Below are 14,551 nucleotides of genomic sequence, written 5' to 3' on the forward strand. Positions count from 1 at the left end.
AGACGGCCGAACTTGAGACCGCAACGCCAAGTGGCTACATTTACGGGTTTCGCAGCCGCCCTGCGGCCGCGCCAAGTACTCGATTTTACTCGAAATGAACCCTTCTCGCGCCGACCGTCTGCAAACCGCCGCCTGGGCCGGCGTCGCCCTGGCGCTGGGGGCACTGTTCTACGCCCTGTCGCCCATCCTCGCGCCCTTCGCGATCGCCGCCGTGTTCGCCTACATCTGCGATCCGGCGGTGAACTGGATGGTCGCGCGGCGCATCCCGCGCCCGGCCGCCGTGCTGCTCGTGATCCTCGGCGCCGGCCTGCTGCTGGTGCTGCTGTTCCTGATCCTCGCCCCGATGATCTGGCGCGAGGCGATCGCGCTGATCCGCCGCCTGCCCGATCTCATCGAACTCCTCAACGCCCGCGTCGCCCCGGTGCTGCAGGCGCGCTTCGACATCGACGTCCAGCTCGACGCCGCCTTCGTGCGCACCTGGATCGCCGAACACTGGGACAGCGCGCAGGATCTCATCCCCGTGATTCTCGGCCAGCTCCGCCAAGGCGGCCTCGCGCTGCTGGGCGCCGCCGCCAGCGTGTTCCTCGTGCCGGTCGTGATGTTCTACCTGCTGCAGGAATGGCCGCGCATCCTCGACAGCCTGCAGACCGTGATCCCGCGCCCGATGCTCGAACGCACGATGCGCATCATCAACGACATCGACCGCGTGCTCTCGGAATTCCTGCGCGGCCAGCTCTCGGTGATGCTGCTGCTGGCCGTCTACTACAGCGTCGGCCTGTGGATCGCCGGCCTCAAGTTCGCACTCCCGGTCGGCGTCATCACCGGCCTGCTGGTCTTCATCCCCTACGTCGGCTTCGGCGGCGGCCTGCTGCTCGCGATCCTCACCGCGCTGCTGCAGGCCGAAGGCTGGTCGCCGCTGATCGGCGTCGCGATCGTGTTCGGCCTCGGCCAGCTCATCGAAAGCTTCGCGCTCACCCCCTACCTCGTCGGCGAGCGCATCGGCCTGCACCCGCTCGCCGTGATCTTCGCGCTGATGGCCTTCGGCCAGCTCTTCGGCTTCGTCGGCATTCTCGTCGCCCTGCCCGCCAGCGCCGCCATCCTCGTCGGCCTGCGTGAAGTGCGCACAGCCTGGCTCGCAAGCCGCATCTATCTCGGCGACACCCCTGCCGACGGCCCCCCGCAATGAAACAGCTCGTCCTCGACATCCGCCCCGACGCGCCGCCCACCCTCGACAACTTCGTCGTCGGCGGCAACGAAGAACTCGTCGCCGCGCTGGGCGCCCTCGCCGCGCACTCAGAGGCCCCCTCAGTGGCCCCCTCAGGCACTCCCCAGCCCGGCCACCTCTACCTGTGGGGTCCGGCCGGCAGCGGCCGCAGCCACCTGCTGCGCGGCACGCTCGCCGCCGCGGCCGGTCGGCCGACGGCCTGCATCGCCGCCGCCGAGGTCGGCCGCGAGCTGCCGCAGACTCCCGGACTGCTCCTCGCCATCGACGACGTCGACCGCCTCGGCGACGACGCCCAGATCGCCCTCTTCAACGCCTTCAACCGCTCGCGCGGCCTCGGCCAGACGCTGCTCCTCGCGGGCAAGGAAGCACCGCGCCAGCTCGCACTGCGCGAAGACCTGCGCACCCGCATCGGCCAATGCCTGATCTACGAGGTGCGCCCGCTCGACGACGAATCGCGCGCGGCCATCCTCGCGACGCTGGCTGCGCGCCGCGGCCTGCGCCTCGCCGACGAGGTCATCGATTTCCTGATGCGCCACGGCCGCCGTGACCTGCCCAGCCTGCTCGCGGTGCTCGACGCCCTCGACAACGCCTCCCTCGAACGCAAGCGCGCCGTCACGCTGCCGCTGCTGCGCGAAATGATGCAGGCCGGCCTCGACATCTGAGCCGGTCCGCACGCCCCACCCCCAAGGAATCACACGTGGATCTCGTCCTCTTCGACCTCGACAACACCCTGCTCAATGGCGACTCCGACTTCGCCTGGGCCCAGTTCCTCATCGCCAAGGGCGTCCTCGACCGCGAGGTGCAGGAAGCCAGGAACGTCACCTTCTACGAACAGTACAAGGCCGGCACGCTCGACATCTTCGAGTTTCTCGACTTCCAGCTCGCCCCGCTCGCGCGCCATTCGCGCGACCAGCTCGACGCCTGGCACCGCGAATTCATGGCGACAGCGGTCGCGCCGATGATCACCGACAAGGCGCGCGCGCTGGTGCGCGAGCACCTCGACAGCGGCGCGCTCGTCGCGGTAGTCACCGCCACCAACAGCTTCGTCACCGGCCCCATCGTGCGCGAATTCGGCATCCCGCACCTCGTCGCGACCATCCCCGCGCAGGAGAACGGCGCCTTCACCGGCAAGCCGCGCGGCATGCCCGCCTTCAAGGCCGGCAAGATCGAACGCGTGGACGCCTGGCTCGAATCCCTCGGCCTCTACACCGGCAGCTTCACCCGCTCGTGGTTCTACAGCGACTCGCACAACGACCTGCCGCTCATGTCGCGCGTCACCGACCCCATCGCGGTGGACCCGGACGACACGCTGCGCACCCATGCGCAATCGGCCGGCTGGCCGGTCATCTCGCTGCGCTGAGCCCGTCGCCTCGCGGGAGCGGCTTCAGCCGCGAATCGGTGCCCATTCGCGGCTGAAGCCGCTCCCACAGCGCGATCCAACCCACGATGCAATCCCTCCCGCAGCGCCGCATCGGTTATGATTCAGGGCTTATGTTGACCGTACCCCCTTTCATCCAATGATCCGCAAGCTGCTGCGCAAGGTCTTCCGCCGCGCCGCCTCGCCCATCAACACCGAACCTGCGCTGGTCCCCATCACCCAGCACGGCATCCGTCGCGAACAGATCTCGCCCGCCGCCCGCAAGGTGTGCACCGTGTTGCAGGAAAGCGGCCACAAGGCCTTCGTTGTCGGCGGTGCCGTGCGCGACCTGCTGGTCGGCCATCCGCCCAAGGACTACGACGTCGCCACGAGCGCGACCCCCGAGGAAGTGCGCGCGCTGTTCCGCCGCTCGCGCATCATCGGCCGCCGCTTCAAGATCGTGCACGTCATGAGCGGCCCGGAAACGATCGAAGTCTCGACCTTCCGCGCCAGCCAGACCGCCGAGGACGCCGACACCGACGAGCACGGGCGCGTGCTGCGCGACAACGTGTACGGTTCGCAGGCCGAGGACGCCACGCGCCGCGACTTCACCGTCAACGCGCTGTACTACGACCCGACCACCGAAACGATCCTCGACTACCACCACGGCGTCGCCGACCTCAAGCAGAAGACGCTGCGCATCATCGGCGATCCGCGGGCACGCTACCGCGAGGACCCGGTGCGCATGCTGCGCGGCGTGCGCCTCGGCGCCAAGCTCGGCCTCACGCTCGACCCGGCCGCGCGCAACCCCATCCGCGAGATGGCGGAACTCCTCGAGAACGTCCCCGCGGCGCGCCTCTTCGACGAGATGCTCAAGCTGCTGTTCTCCGGCTACGCGGTCAAATGCCTGAAACAGCTGCGCGAAGAAGGCCTGCACCACGGCCTGCTGCCGCTCCTCGACGTGATTCTCGAGCAGCCCATGGGCGAGCGCTTCGTGTGGCTGTCGCTGGAAAACACCGACGATCGCGTACGCGCCGACAAACCCGTGTCCCCCGGCTTCCTGTTCGCGACCCTGCTGTGGCACGAAGTGCTCGCCGACTGGGAAGCACGCAAGGCAAAAGGCGAACACACCCAGCCCGCGCTCTTCGCCGCGATGGACGAAGTGCTCGACAGGCAGGCCGGCAAGCTCGCGATCACCAAGCGCATCGTCGGCGACATCAAGGAAATCTGGGCCCTGCAGCCGCGCTTCGAGAAGTGCAGCGGCAAGGCGCCGTACCGCCTCATCGAACAGCCGCGCTATCGCGCCGCGTGGGACTTTCTGCGCCTGCGCGCCCAGTCCGGCGAGCTCGACGCCGCACTGCCCGACTGGTGGGACCGCTTCGCCCACGCCGGCCACGACGCACGCGAAGCGCTCCTCGCCGAGACGCCGACCGCCAGCGAGACCATCGAGCGCAAGCGCCGCCGTCGCCGCCGCAAGCCGTCCGCGGGCGCAGCGGAGGCCACGGCAAGCAGCGACGCATCATGACTGGTCGCCACCCGCCACCGGGCCCCGGCCCGGTGCGCGCGTTCGTCGCCCTCGGGCGCCAACCTGGGAGACGCCGCCGTGGCACTCGACAGCGCCTTCGCCGCGCTCGACGCCCTGCCCGGCACCTGCCTCGTCGGGCGCTCCAGCCTCTACCGCACCGCGCCGATCGGCGTCACCGGCCATCCCGACTACCTCAACGCCGTCGCTGCGATCGACACGACGCTGACCGCGCCGGACCTGCTCGCGGCCCTGCTCGGCCTCGAGAGTTCGCACGGGCGCCGGCGCGAGGCCGACCTCGCCCCGCGCACCCTCGACCTCGACCTGCTCCTCTACGGCGACGCGACGATCGCTTTGCCCGGCCTCGACGTCCCGCACCCGCGCATGCACCTGCGCGCCTTCGTGCTCGTCCCGCTCGCGGAGATCGCGCCCGACACCGACATCCCCGGCCGCGGCCGCGCGGCGGACCTGCTCGACACCGTGCGCGACCAGCGCATCGAGCGCCTTCCCTGATCCGCGCGCAACGCCGAATTGCCCATGACCGCCTGGATGCAGACCCTGCCCGCCTGGGTGCAGACCGCGATGCTGCTCACCGCATCGAACGTCTTCATGACCTTCGCGTGGTACGGCCATCTCAAGAACATGCAGTCCAAGGCCTGGTTCATCGCCGCCATCGTCAGCTGGGGCATCGCGCTGTTCGAATACCTGCTGCAGGTGCCGGCCAACCGCATCGGTGCGACCGAGCTGAGCATCGCCCAGCTCAAGATCATGCAGGAAGTGATCACCCTGCTCGTCTTCGTCCCCTTCGTCGTGCTGTACATGAAGCAGCCGATCAAGCTTGACTATCTTTGGGCCGCCCTGTGTATGCTTGGCGCGGTATATTTCATCTTCAGAAACTAAAGGCGACTTTCCTGCATGCTCGACAAGGCACGCTACATCGTGGTCGAAGGCCCCATCGGCGCGGGCAAGACCTCGCTCGCCCGGAGGCTTGCAGAACGCCTCGACGCCCGGGCGCTGTTCGAGCAACCGGAACTGAACCCCTTCCTCGGCCGCTTCTACCAGGACGCCGAGCGCTGGGCGATGTCCACCCAGCTGCACTTCCTGTTCCAGCGCTTCGACCAGCTCGCCATCGTCGCCGAGACGATGGATCAGCACCAACGCGTGGTGTCCGACTTCGTGCTGGACAAGGACCCCCTGTTCGCCGCGCTGAACCTCGCGCCCGACGAACTCGCGCTCTACCAGCGCGTGTTCGACGCGATGAAACCCGCTTCGCCGCCCAAGCCGGACCTCATCATCTACCTGCAGGCCAAACCCGAAACGCTGGTCGAACGCGTCCGCCGGCGCGGCCTCGACACCGAGCGGCGCATCACCGAGCAATATCTGGAACGCGTCGCCGAGCGTTACGCACGCTTTTTCTACCAGTATGATGCCGCGCCGCTGTTCATCGTCGATGCCGAAGTCCTCAACCCGGTCGACCACGATGATGACTTCGAACTCCTGCTCGATCGCCTGCGCAACATGCGCAGCTATCGCGAATTCTTCGGTTACGCCGCCTGAGCGAACGACCGGCGGACCACGAAACGGCTTGCACCTGCGCGGACTTCAAGAATAAACGCGCCTCTCCCGAGGAACCCCGATGAGCTACCTCCAGGACGAAAAACCCGTCACCCTGTCCGAGCTTGCCAAGATGCGCGCCGAAGGGCGCAAGATCGCCATGCTCACCTGTTACGACGCGAGCTTTGCCGCGCTGCTCGAACGCGCCGGCGTTGACGTCGCGCTGGTCGGGGATTCCCTCGGCAACGTCGTGCAGGGCCAGAAATCGACCCTGCCGGTGACGCTGGACCAGATGGTCTACCACACCGAATGCGTCGCCCGCGCCAACACCCGCCTCTTCATCGTCGCGGACATGTCCTTCGGCAGCTACCAGGAAAGCCCCGAGCAGGCCCTGCGCAACGCCGCACGCCTGATGGCGGCCGGCGCCCACATGGTCAAGCTCGAAGGCGGCGCCTTCATGGCCGAGACGGCCCGCTTCCTCGTCGAGCGCGGCGTACCCGTATGCGCACACATCGGCCTCACGCCGCAGTCCGTGAACCAGCTCGGCGGCTACCGCGTGCAGGGCCGCAGCGAAGCCGGTGCCGCACAGCTCAAGGCGGATGCGCTCGCGCTGGAGCAGGCCGGCGCCGCGCTGATGGTAATGGAGATGGTCCCCGCCGGCCTCGCCGGCGAAGTCACCGCCAGCCTCACCTCGATGGCGACGATCGGCATCGGTGCCGGCGCGTCCTGCGACGGCCAAGTCCTCGTGCTGCACGACATGATCGGCGTCTATCCCGGCCGCAAGGCGCGCTTCGTCAAGAATTTCATGCCCGGCGCCGCCAGCATCGAGGAAGCCGTCGCCAATTACGTCCGCGCGGTCAAGGACGGCAGCTTCCCCGCCGCCGAACACTGCTACTGACCGCCCGCCCCACCCGCAGGGAACACGCCATGCAGATCCACACCTCCATCGACAGCCTGCGCGCCGCGCGCAGGGCCGCCGGCAAGGTTGCCTTCGTTCCGACGATGGGCAACCTCCACGACGGCCACATCGACCTCGTGCGCCAGGCGGCCGAGAAGGCCGACAGCGTCATCGCCAGCATCTTCGTCAACCGCCTGCAGTTCGGCCCCAGCGAAGACTTCAACAGCTATCCGCGCACGCTCGTGGCGGACTGCGAACGGCTGGAGGCCGCGGGCGTCGCGCACGTGTTCGCCCCGGACGAGAAGGTGATGTACCCCGAACCGCAGCATTACCACGTCGACCCGGCGCCGGCGCAGATCAGCATCCTCGAGGGCGAATTCCGCCCCGACCACTTCCGCGGGGTCGCAACCGTCGTGCTGAAGCTCCTCAACATCGTGCAGCCCGACGTCGCGCTGTTCGGCAAGAAGGACTACCAGCAGCTGATGGTCCTGCGCAACATGGTGCGCCAACTCGCGATCCCCATCGAAGTGCTGCCGGGCGAGACCGTGCGCGCCGACGACGGCCTCGCGCTGTCCTCGCGCAACGGCTACCTCTCGCCCGACGAGCGTGCCGAGGCACCGCGCCTCTATCGCCAGCTCGCACGCATCTGCGACGCAGTGCGCCGCGGCGACCACGACTTCCTCAAGCTCGAGACCATAGCCGTCGCTGAACTCGCCGCACACGGCTGGAAACCCGACTACGTCGCCGTGCGCCGTCAGGCCGACCTGCAGCCCCCGGTCCATGCCGACGACCCGCTCGTCGTCCTCGCCGCGGCCAAGCTCGGTCGCACCCGCCTCATCGACAACCTCGAAATCTGACCCGTGCGGGGCCGGGACGGCCCTGCGGAGCACTGCACACTTGCATCCGCGCCCGGTTCGTTTCAAGCTATGCCAGCATGCTCCCGAACAAGCGGAGAGCCGCGTGAATGCCTAACACGAACGGAGGGACACGATGCTTGCGACAACTGTGACAGTGCGGCAGATTCTTGAACAGAAGGGCACGACGACGCACTCGGTGACGCCCGCCGTCAGCGTCCTCGACGCCCTGGCGATGATGGCCAAACACGATATCGGCTCGGTACTGGTGCTCGAGAACGATCGCTTGGTCGGCATCTTCACCGAACGCGACTACGCGCGAAAACTCGTCCTCAAGGGCCTCAATTCGCGCGAAGCCACCGTGGGCGACGTGATGACGCCCAATGTGTGCACGATCACCCCGTCGCTGGCGATCGACGCGGTGATGAACATCATGACGGAGAACCGCTTCCGTCACCTGCCGGTGGTCGAGCACGGGCACATCGTCGGCATCGTCACGATCGGCGACGTCGTCAAATCCATCATCGACCTGCAGGAAAAGACGATCAACCACCTGTCGAACTACATCGCCGGCGAGCTCACCACCTGAACATCCGGCGGGCCGCGGACACCGCGACCCGCCTGTCCTGTCGTGCCGATGCCGCGGGCACTCAGTCCGCAAGCGCCTTGCCGACGATCTCCGCGACGTCGGGCGACAGCCCCGGCGTCGCGGCGACCCGCGCGATCTGCGCGCGGATGCTCTGCCGCAATGCCGGCGTGAAGCGGCGCCAGTTCTCCAGCGCCCGCGCCATGCGCGCCGCGACCTGCGGGTTGCGGCTGTCGAGCGCGATCACCTGATCGGCCCAGAATGCGTGCCCGCTGCCGTCCGGAGCATGGAATTCGGCCGGGTTCGCACGGAAGAAGCTTCCCAGCAGCGCATACACCTTGTTCGGATTGGCGAGACTGAAGGCCGGGTCGTCCATCAGCGCCCGCACACGCTCCAGCACCGGCGCCGCCGCGGAATCCCAGCGCCAGGCCGAAGCCTGCAGCGCGAACCACTTGTCGAGCACCAGCGCATCGTCGCGGTAACGCTCATGGAAGCGCGACAGCGCCGCCTCACGCACGAGGCTCGCACTCTGCACCAGAGCCGCGAGCGCGCCGAAGCCCTCGGTCATGTTGCCGAAGCGCGCGAACTGCGTCTCCGCGCGCGCTAGCCCGTCGCTCACGCCACCGGCCGCGAGGTACTTCAGCGCGAGATTGGCCAGCGCACGCCGGCCCGCGTCGCCGGGCTGATAGCGATACTCGCCCGACACCTCCATCGCCACGCAGATCGCCTGCCAGTCCGGCGCCAGCCGGTTGCCCAGTTCGCGCATCAGATGCATCAGCGCAGCGCGCAGCGCGGCCGGATCGGCGGGCTCCATCCTTTCAAGGAGATAGGTCTCCGACGGCAGCGTCGCCGCCTGCGCGCGAAACGCCGGGTCGAGCGCCGCATCGTTCAGCAGCGTGCGGAAGGCCTGCGCGAAGGCCGCCGGCAACGCGAGCGCGCGCCCGGCGGCGGCGTCCACCGCGAGCGCGAGGATCACGCGCTCCGCATAGCGCTGCGCCGCGTCCCAGCGATTGAAGGCATCGGCGTCGTGCGCCATGCGGAAGGCGAGCCGCTCGTCGCTCTCGTCGAGCTCGAGGATCACCGGCGCCGAGAACCCGCGCAGCACCGAGGGCACGGGCTCGGCGACGAGGCCGACGAAGCGGAAAGTCTGCTCCGCTGCCGAAAGCACCAGCACGCGCGTCGTCGCGCCGCCGTGGTTTTCCCCGTCCAGACTCAGCGGCAGGTCCTTGCCGTCGGGCCCGATGAGGCCCACCGCGACCGGGATCACCAGCGGCGCCTTGTCGGCCTGCCCCGGTGTCGGCGGCGTGTGCTGCGACAGCGTCAGCGCGTAGCTGCCGCTCGCCGCGTCCCACGCGCCGGCCGCCTTCACGCGCGGCGTGCCCGCCTGGCTGTACCACAGCATGAACTGGTCGAGGTCGTAGCTGTTCGCTTCCGCCATGCAATCGACGAAGTCGTCGCAGGTCACCGCCTGGCCGTCGTGGTAGCTGAAGTACAGGTCCATGCCGTTGCGGAAGCCTTCCGCGCCCAGCAGGGTATGCAGCATGCGGATGACTTCGGCGCCCTTCTCATACACCGTCGCGGTGTAGAAGTTGTTGATCTCCTGGTAGCGCTCCGGCCGGATGGGGTGCGCCATCGGCCCCGCATCCTCGGGGAATTGCGCCGCACGCAGCACGCGCACGTCATCGATGCGCTTGACCGCACGCGCCGACGCCGCCCCCGCGTCGCCCGCGTCGCCCGCGGCGTGCGCGAGCATGTCCGCGGAGAACTGCTGGTCGCGGAACACCGTCAGGCCTTCCTTGAGCGTCAGCTGGAACCAGTCACGGCACGTCACGCGATTGCCGGTCCAGTTGTGGAAGTACTCGTGCGCGACGACGCTCTCGATGTTCTCGTAGTCGACATCCGTCGCCGTGTCGGGCTTCGCGAGCACGTACTTCGCGTTGAAGATGTTGAGGCCCTTGTTCTCCATCGCGCCCATGTTGAAGTCGCTGACGGCGACGATCATGAAGCGGTCGAGATCGAGCTCCAGGCCGAACACCTCCTCGTCCCAGCGCATCGCATGCACCAGCGAATCCATCGCGTGCGGCGTGCGGTCGAGATTGCCCTCCTCGACCCACACCTGCAGCAGCACCTCGCGCCCGGAAGCGGTCGTGACGCGACGTTCCTGCGCGACCAGCTTCGCCGCGACCAGCGCGAAGAGATAGGACGGCTTGGGGAAGGGGTCGACCCACTTCGCAAAGTGGCGACCGCCTTCGAGCGCCCCCTGCGCGACGAGGTTGCCGTTCGACAGCAGCACCGGGCACTCCGTGGCGTCGGCCTCCAGCGTCACGGTGAAGCGCGTCATCGCATCGGGGCGGTCCGGGAAGTAGGTGATACGGCGGAAGCCCTCGGCCTCGCACTGCGTGAAGAAACCGCCGCGCGACACGTAGAGGCCGGACAGCGTGGTGTTCGCCTGCGGGTTGATGCGCGTGACGATGCAGACCTCGGCCCTGGCGGCATCGAGCGCGATCTCGATCCAGCCCTCCCCCCGGGTGAGCTGCCCGGCCCCGGCCGGGACGCCGTCGATGCTCACACTCACGAGCTCGAGCTCCTCGCCCAGCAGGCGCAGGGGCTCCACTCGCGACGCGCGACGCGCACAGCGCAGCCGGCTCGTCACCAGGGTCGCCACAGGGTCGAGCGCGAAATGCAGCTCGATGTCGTCGATGGTCCACGCCAGTGGCGTGTAGTCGGATCGTTGAATGGTCGGGGCGTGTTCGCTTTTCATTATTTCTCCGGCTGTCCGGCCGCGTACGGGACAAACCGCGAGTATACGCCCCCCGCGCGGCCCGACGCCTGCGTCAGGGCAGCAGCACGATGCGCGTGCCGGCAAGGCGGTCGTGCAGGAACTGGCGATCGCGATCGATCAGCGCCCACGCGAGCCCCAGGCCGAAGCACAGCAGCGACGGCCACGCGAGCGTGTAGCGCAGCCAGCCGGTCGCCACGCCGGGCGCATGGCCATCCGCCGTCACCAGGCGCAGTTTCCAGGTCTGCATCGCGAGCGTCTGGCCGCGCCGGCGCCAGTACCAGATGAAATACGCACCCAGCACGACGTAGATGTGCAGCCATGCCACCCACCCCGCCGGCGCGATGCCGAACACGACGCCGAGCACGAGGTAGGGCACCAGGAAGGCAAGTGCGAGCACACCCAGCAGCAGCAAGCCCTCGTACAGCAGGCTCGCCAGCCGGCGGCGCAGGCCGGCGAGTTCAACGACCTGCGCGACGATCTGCGGGACGACCTGTGCGTGGTTTGCGGAACGGGATTCAGCGTTGCCGGACGGGGCCGGGGTATTGCGTCTGGGGTCTTGTTTCTTCATTCCTTGGAGCCGCGCACGGGCGGTCGCTGTAAGGGGCGCACGATGCGCGGGCCAGACTTGAGTTGGCGCTCTTGCGGCGGAATGCTGCGGTAGCGCTGCCATTGTTCCTGCAGCGACTCGCGCCGCTCGCGCGGAATGCTGCGCAACGCGCGGTACTGGTCACGCGCGCGCTCGCGCTGGTCCGGCCGCAGGTTCGCCCAGTCGCGCATGCGCGCACTGATGCGAGCCTGCTCTTCCGGTGTCAGGCGCGAGTAACGGTTGGCAACCCCCAGCCAGCGCTGGCGCTGGACTTCGCTCATCGCGTTCCAGTCGTCCGACAGCGGCGCGAGCACCGAACGCTGCCCGGCCGTCAGGCCGGACCACGACGGTGCGCCGATCGGCGCCACCGCGGCGGAGGCCGGACCGCTCAGGGCGGCCGCCAGGATCAGGATTGCGAGTCGTCCTGCAGCCATGCCTTGAAGTCCGAATCCAGATAGGCGTCGATCGGCAGGTCGTCGATCAGCAGCGCCGTATCGACCTCCTCCATCTCGCTCACGCGCAGCCAGGTGGTCCAGTAATCGCCCGCCAGCACCGCAACGAGGATCGCCGCCGCGACCGCCGCCGGACGCATCATGGGCGGAAACAGGCGCCGCAGCGCGCTGCCGATCTTCGCGCCGAACCCCGGCTGCGCCGGCCGATGCGCGGCGAGGGCGCGCTCGCGCGCGAGCCGCAGACGGTCCGCGACATCGCCGTCCACGCCGCGCGCCGCCGCCGACAGGTGGACCGCGACCCTGCGGGCAATAGCTTCGTCGTTCATAACTGGATTCCCTTCGCTTTCAGGGCCGCCGCCAGCGTCTGCGTGGCGCGCGAACAATGCGTCTTCACGCTCCCCTCGGAACAGCCCATCGCTGCAGCGGTCTCGGCAATGTCCATCTCCTCCCAGTAACGCATGAGGAAGGCTTCCCGTTGACGGGGAGGCAGCCGCTCGATTTCCCGCTCGATCGCGGCCATCGTGCGCGCACGCTCGTACTGCCCGTGCGGCGTGTCGGCCTTCGCTTCGTCGGGTTCCCCGGCAAGGGTGTCGAGCGGATCGTTGTCGCCGTCCTGCTCGTCGTCGCCGACGAAGGATGACAACAGCGTCGTCCATGTGTTGCGCACCTTCTGCCGCCGCAGCGCGTCGTAGATGACGTTCTGCAGGATGCGCTGGAACAGCATCGGATATTCGTTCGCAGGACGCTCGCCATAGCTGACCGAGAGCTTGAGCATCGCATCCTGCACCGCATCCAGCGCCGCGTCGTCGTTGCGCAGCGCGTACACCGCCTGCTTGAACGCACGCTTTTCGACACCCTGGAGAAATGCGGAGAGTTCTGCCCGGTTAGCCAGTTCTGGATCCTTATGAAAACCGGTTATTCAGGCCGTTGTGCGATGCCGCAGCAGCCTTGACCAAACTGCGCCTGACCGGTAACGTTCATCGTTTCGGACCGTAAGAATAGCGAGTTTGCGATGGTGCTGAGTGGAGCAGAAATTGTAATCAGGTGTCTGCAGGAAGAAAAGGTCGATTACGTCTTCGGCTATCCCGGCGGCGCGGTACTCTACATCTATGACGCGCTGTTCAATCAGGACAAGGTGCGCCACGTGCTGGTGCGCCATGAACAGGCCGCCGTGCATGCCGCGGACGGCTATGCCCGCAGCACCGAGAACGTCGGTGTCGCGCTCGTGACCTCCGGCCCCGGCGCCACCAATGCCGTCACCGGTATCGCCACCGCCTACTGCGATTCGATCCCGATGGTCATCATCAGCGGCCAGGTACCGACCGCCGCGATCGGCCAGGACGCCTTCCAGGAAGTCGACACCGTCGGCATCACCCGTCCCTGCGTGAAGCACAACTTCCTCGTCAAGGACGTGCGCGACATCGCCGTGACGATCAAGAAGGCCTTCTACCTCGCGAAGACCGGTCGCCCCGGCCCGGTGCTGGTCGACATCCCGAAGGATGTGAGCGCACACAAGTGCGAATTCGAGTACCCGAAAGAGGTCTCGATGCGCTCGTACAACCCGGTCGTCAAGGGCCACCAGGGCCAGATCCGCAAGGCCGTGCAACTGCTGCTCGAAGCCAAGCGCCCGATGATCTACACCGGCGGCGGCGTGGTCCTCGCGAACGCGGCCGAACAGCTCACCAAGTTCACGCGCATGCTGGGCTTCCCGATCACGAACACGCTGATGGGCCTGGGCGGCTATCCCGCCAGCGACCGCCAGTACCTCGGCATGCCCGGCATGCACGGCACCTACGAAGCGAACATGGCGATGCACTACAGCGACGTGCTGCTCGCCGTCGGCGCCCGCTTCGACGACCGCGTGATCGGCAATCCGGAGCACTTCGCCGAAGAGCCGCGCAAGATCATCCACGTCGACATCGACCCGTCGTCGATCTCGAAGCGCGTGCGGGTTGACGTACCCATCGTCGGCGACCTCAAGGACGTGCTCGAGGAGATGATCCGCCAGCTCGAGGCCAATGCCGCCCGCCCGAACCCCGACACGCTCGGCTCGTGGTGGAAGCAGGTCGATGAGTGGCGCAGCCGCGAGTGCATGAAGTACAAGAATTCGGACGAGATCATCAAGCCGCAATTCGTGATCCAAAAACTGTGGGAAGTCACCGGCGGCGACGCGATCGTGACCTCCGACGTCGGCCAGCACCAGATGTGGGCCTCGCAGTACTACCGCTTCGACAAGCCGCGTCGCTGGCTCAACTCCGGCGGCCTCGGCACGATGGGTGTCGGCATGCCCTACGCGATGGGCGCGCAGCTCGCGCACCCGGACAAGCAGGTGGCCTGTGTGACCGGCGAAGCCTCGATCCAGATGAACATCCAGGAACTGTCGACCTGCAAGCAGTTCCGCCTGCCGATCAAGATCTGCAACCTGAACAACCGCTACCTCGGCATGGTGCGCCAGTGGCAGCAGCTCTTCCACGGCGAGCGCTATTCCGAGTCCTACATGGACTCGCTGCCCGACTTCGCAAAGCTTGCGGAAGCCTACGGCCACGTGGGTCTGCGCATCGACCGGCCGTCGGACGTCGAGGGCGCGCTGCGCGAGGCCTTCGCACGCAAGAACGATCTGGTGTTCCTCGATTTCCAGATCGACCAGACCGAAAACGTGTACCCCATGGTTCAGGGCGGCAAGGGGCTCACCGAGATGATCCTGTCCGCCGAAGACCTATAAGCATCGACCAGAG

The 14,551-nt window shown here is 67.6% G+C and carries 15 protein-coding genes and 1 pseudogene; 11 read left to right on the forward strand and 5 right to left on the reverse strand.

Annotated features, from left to right (window positions below; genetic code table 11):
• Nucleotides 1-94: 94 nt before the first annotated feature.
• The 10 genes and pseudogenes from AzCIB_RS17520 to AzCIB_RS17565 all read left to right on the forward strand — a co-directional run bounded on the left by AzCIB_RS17520 (nucleotide 95) and on the right by AzCIB_RS17565 (nucleotide 7,999).
• Nucleotides 95-1,186 (forward strand): AI-2E family transporter, encoded by a 1,092-nt coding sequence (locus tag AzCIB_RS17520; RefSeq protein WP_050417064.1) that lies wholly within the window; start codon nucleotides 95-97, stop codon nucleotides 1,184-1,186.
• A complete protein-coding gene (gene hda / locus AzCIB_RS17525) occupies nucleotides 1,183-1,887 on the forward strand; it encodes a DnaA regulatory inactivator Hda (protein ID WP_050417065.1) in 705 nt (234 codons plus the stop codon). Before AzCIB_RS17520 ends, hda begins: the two co-directional genes overlap by 4 nt.
• Before the next feature lie 35 nt (nucleotides 1,888-1,922).
• A complete protein-coding gene (locus AzCIB_RS17530; RefSeq protein WP_050417067.1) occupies nucleotides 1,923-2,585 on the forward strand; it encodes a histidinol-phosphatase in 663 nt (220 codons plus the stop codon).
• A gap of 157 nt (nucleotides 2,586-2,742) precedes the next feature.
• The gene (gene pcnB / locus AzCIB_RS17535) at nucleotides 2,743-4,107 is read left to right on the forward strand and encodes a polynucleotide adenylyltransferase PcnB (protein ID WP_050417068.1); all 1,365 of its coding nucleotides are present in this window, start codon (nucleotides 2,743-2,745) and stop codon (nucleotides 4,105-4,107) included.
• Nucleotides 4,104-4,617: pseudogene (gene folK / locus AzCIB_RS17540) on the forward strand (2-amino-4-hydroxy-6-hydroxymethyldihydropteridine diphosphokinase). The gene pcnB and the pseudogene folK overlap by 4 nt, the downstream one beginning before the upstream one ends.
• Nucleotides 4,618-4,641: 24 nt before the next feature.
• A complete protein-coding gene (locus AzCIB_RS17545) occupies nucleotides 4,642-5,004 on the forward strand; it encodes a DMT family protein (protein WP_050417069.1) in 363 nt (120 codons plus the stop codon).
• A gap of 15 nt (nucleotides 5,005-5,019) precedes the next feature.
• Nucleotides 5,020-5,661, forward strand: a complete 642-nt coding sequence (locus AzCIB_RS17550; RefSeq protein ID WP_050417070.1) for a deoxynucleoside kinase — start codon at nucleotides 5,020-5,022, stop codon at nucleotides 5,659-5,661.
• Between the two features lie 79 nt (nucleotides 5,662-5,740).
• Nucleotides 5,741-6,556 (forward strand): 3-methyl-2-oxobutanoate hydroxymethyltransferase, encoded by an 816-nt coding sequence (panB, locus tag AzCIB_RS17555; RefSeq protein ID WP_050417071.1) that lies wholly within the window; start codon nucleotides 5,741-5,743, stop codon nucleotides 6,554-6,556.
• A 29-nt stretch (nucleotides 6,557-6,585) separates the two neighbouring features.
• Nucleotides 6,586-7,413 (forward strand): pantoate--beta-alanine ligase, encoded by an 828-nt coding sequence (gene panC / locus AzCIB_RS17560; protein WP_050417072.1) that lies wholly within the window; start codon nucleotides 6,586-6,588, stop codon nucleotides 7,411-7,413.
• Between the two features lie 133 nt (nucleotides 7,414-7,546).
• A complete protein-coding gene (locus AzCIB_RS17565) occupies nucleotides 7,547-7,999 on the forward strand; it encodes a CBS domain-containing protein (protein ID WP_050417073.1) in 453 nt (150 codons plus the stop codon).
• A gap of 61 nt (nucleotides 8,000-8,060) precedes the next feature.
• Here the strand turns inward: AzCIB_RS17565 and pepN are convergent, their stop codons facing one another.
• The 5 genes from pepN to AzCIB_RS17590 form a co-directional block, all read right to left on the reverse strand.
• A complete protein-coding gene (pepN, locus tag AzCIB_RS17570) occupies nucleotides 8,061-10,757 on the reverse strand; it encodes an aminopeptidase N (RefSeq protein WP_050417074.1) in 2,697 nt (898 codons plus the stop codon).
• Nucleotides 10,758-10,830: 73 nt separating this feature from the next.
• Nucleotides 10,831-11,346 (reverse strand): RDD family protein, encoded by a 516-nt coding sequence (locus AzCIB_RS17575; RefSeq protein ID WP_232299259.1) that lies wholly within the window; start codon nucleotides 11,344-11,346, stop codon nucleotides 10,831-10,833.
• Nucleotides 11,343-11,798 carry a DUF3106 domain-containing protein gene (locus AzCIB_RS17580; protein ID WP_050417075.1) on the reverse strand — a complete coding sequence of 152 codons (456 nt, stop codon included), beginning with the start codon at nucleotides 11,796-11,798 and terminating at the stop codon, nucleotides 11,343-11,345. Before AzCIB_RS17580 ends, AzCIB_RS17575 begins: the two co-directional genes overlap by 4 nt.
• A complete protein-coding gene (locus tag AzCIB_RS17585) occupies nucleotides 11,771-12,142 on the reverse strand; it encodes a DUF3619 family protein (RefSeq protein WP_050417076.1) in 372 nt (123 codons plus the stop codon). Before AzCIB_RS17585 ends, AzCIB_RS17580 begins: the two co-directional genes overlap by 28 nt.
• Nucleotides 12,139-12,735, reverse strand: coding sequence for an RNA polymerase sigma factor (locus AzCIB_RS17590; RefSeq protein WP_198149724.1), 597 nt, complete (start codon nucleotides 12,733-12,735; stop codon nucleotides 12,139-12,141). The genes AzCIB_RS17585 and AzCIB_RS17590 overlap by 4 nt, the downstream gene beginning before the upstream one ends.
• 93 nt (nucleotides 12,736-12,828) lie before the next feature.
• Here AzCIB_RS17590 and AzCIB_RS17595 point away from each other — a divergent pair, with 93 nt between their 5' ends.
• Nucleotides 12,829-14,538 carry an acetolactate synthase 3 catalytic subunit gene (locus tag AzCIB_RS17595; protein WP_050417077.1) on the forward strand — a complete coding sequence of 570 codons (1,710 nt, stop codon included), beginning with the start codon at nucleotides 12,829-12,831 and terminating at the stop codon, nucleotides 14,536-14,538.
• Nucleotides 14,539-14,551: the final 13 nt, after the last annotated feature.

Source organism: Azoarcus sp. CIB, assembly GCF_001190925.1.
Taxonomy (GTDB): domain Bacteria; phylum Pseudomonadota; class Gammaproteobacteria; order Burkholderiales; family Rhodocyclaceae; genus Aromatoleum.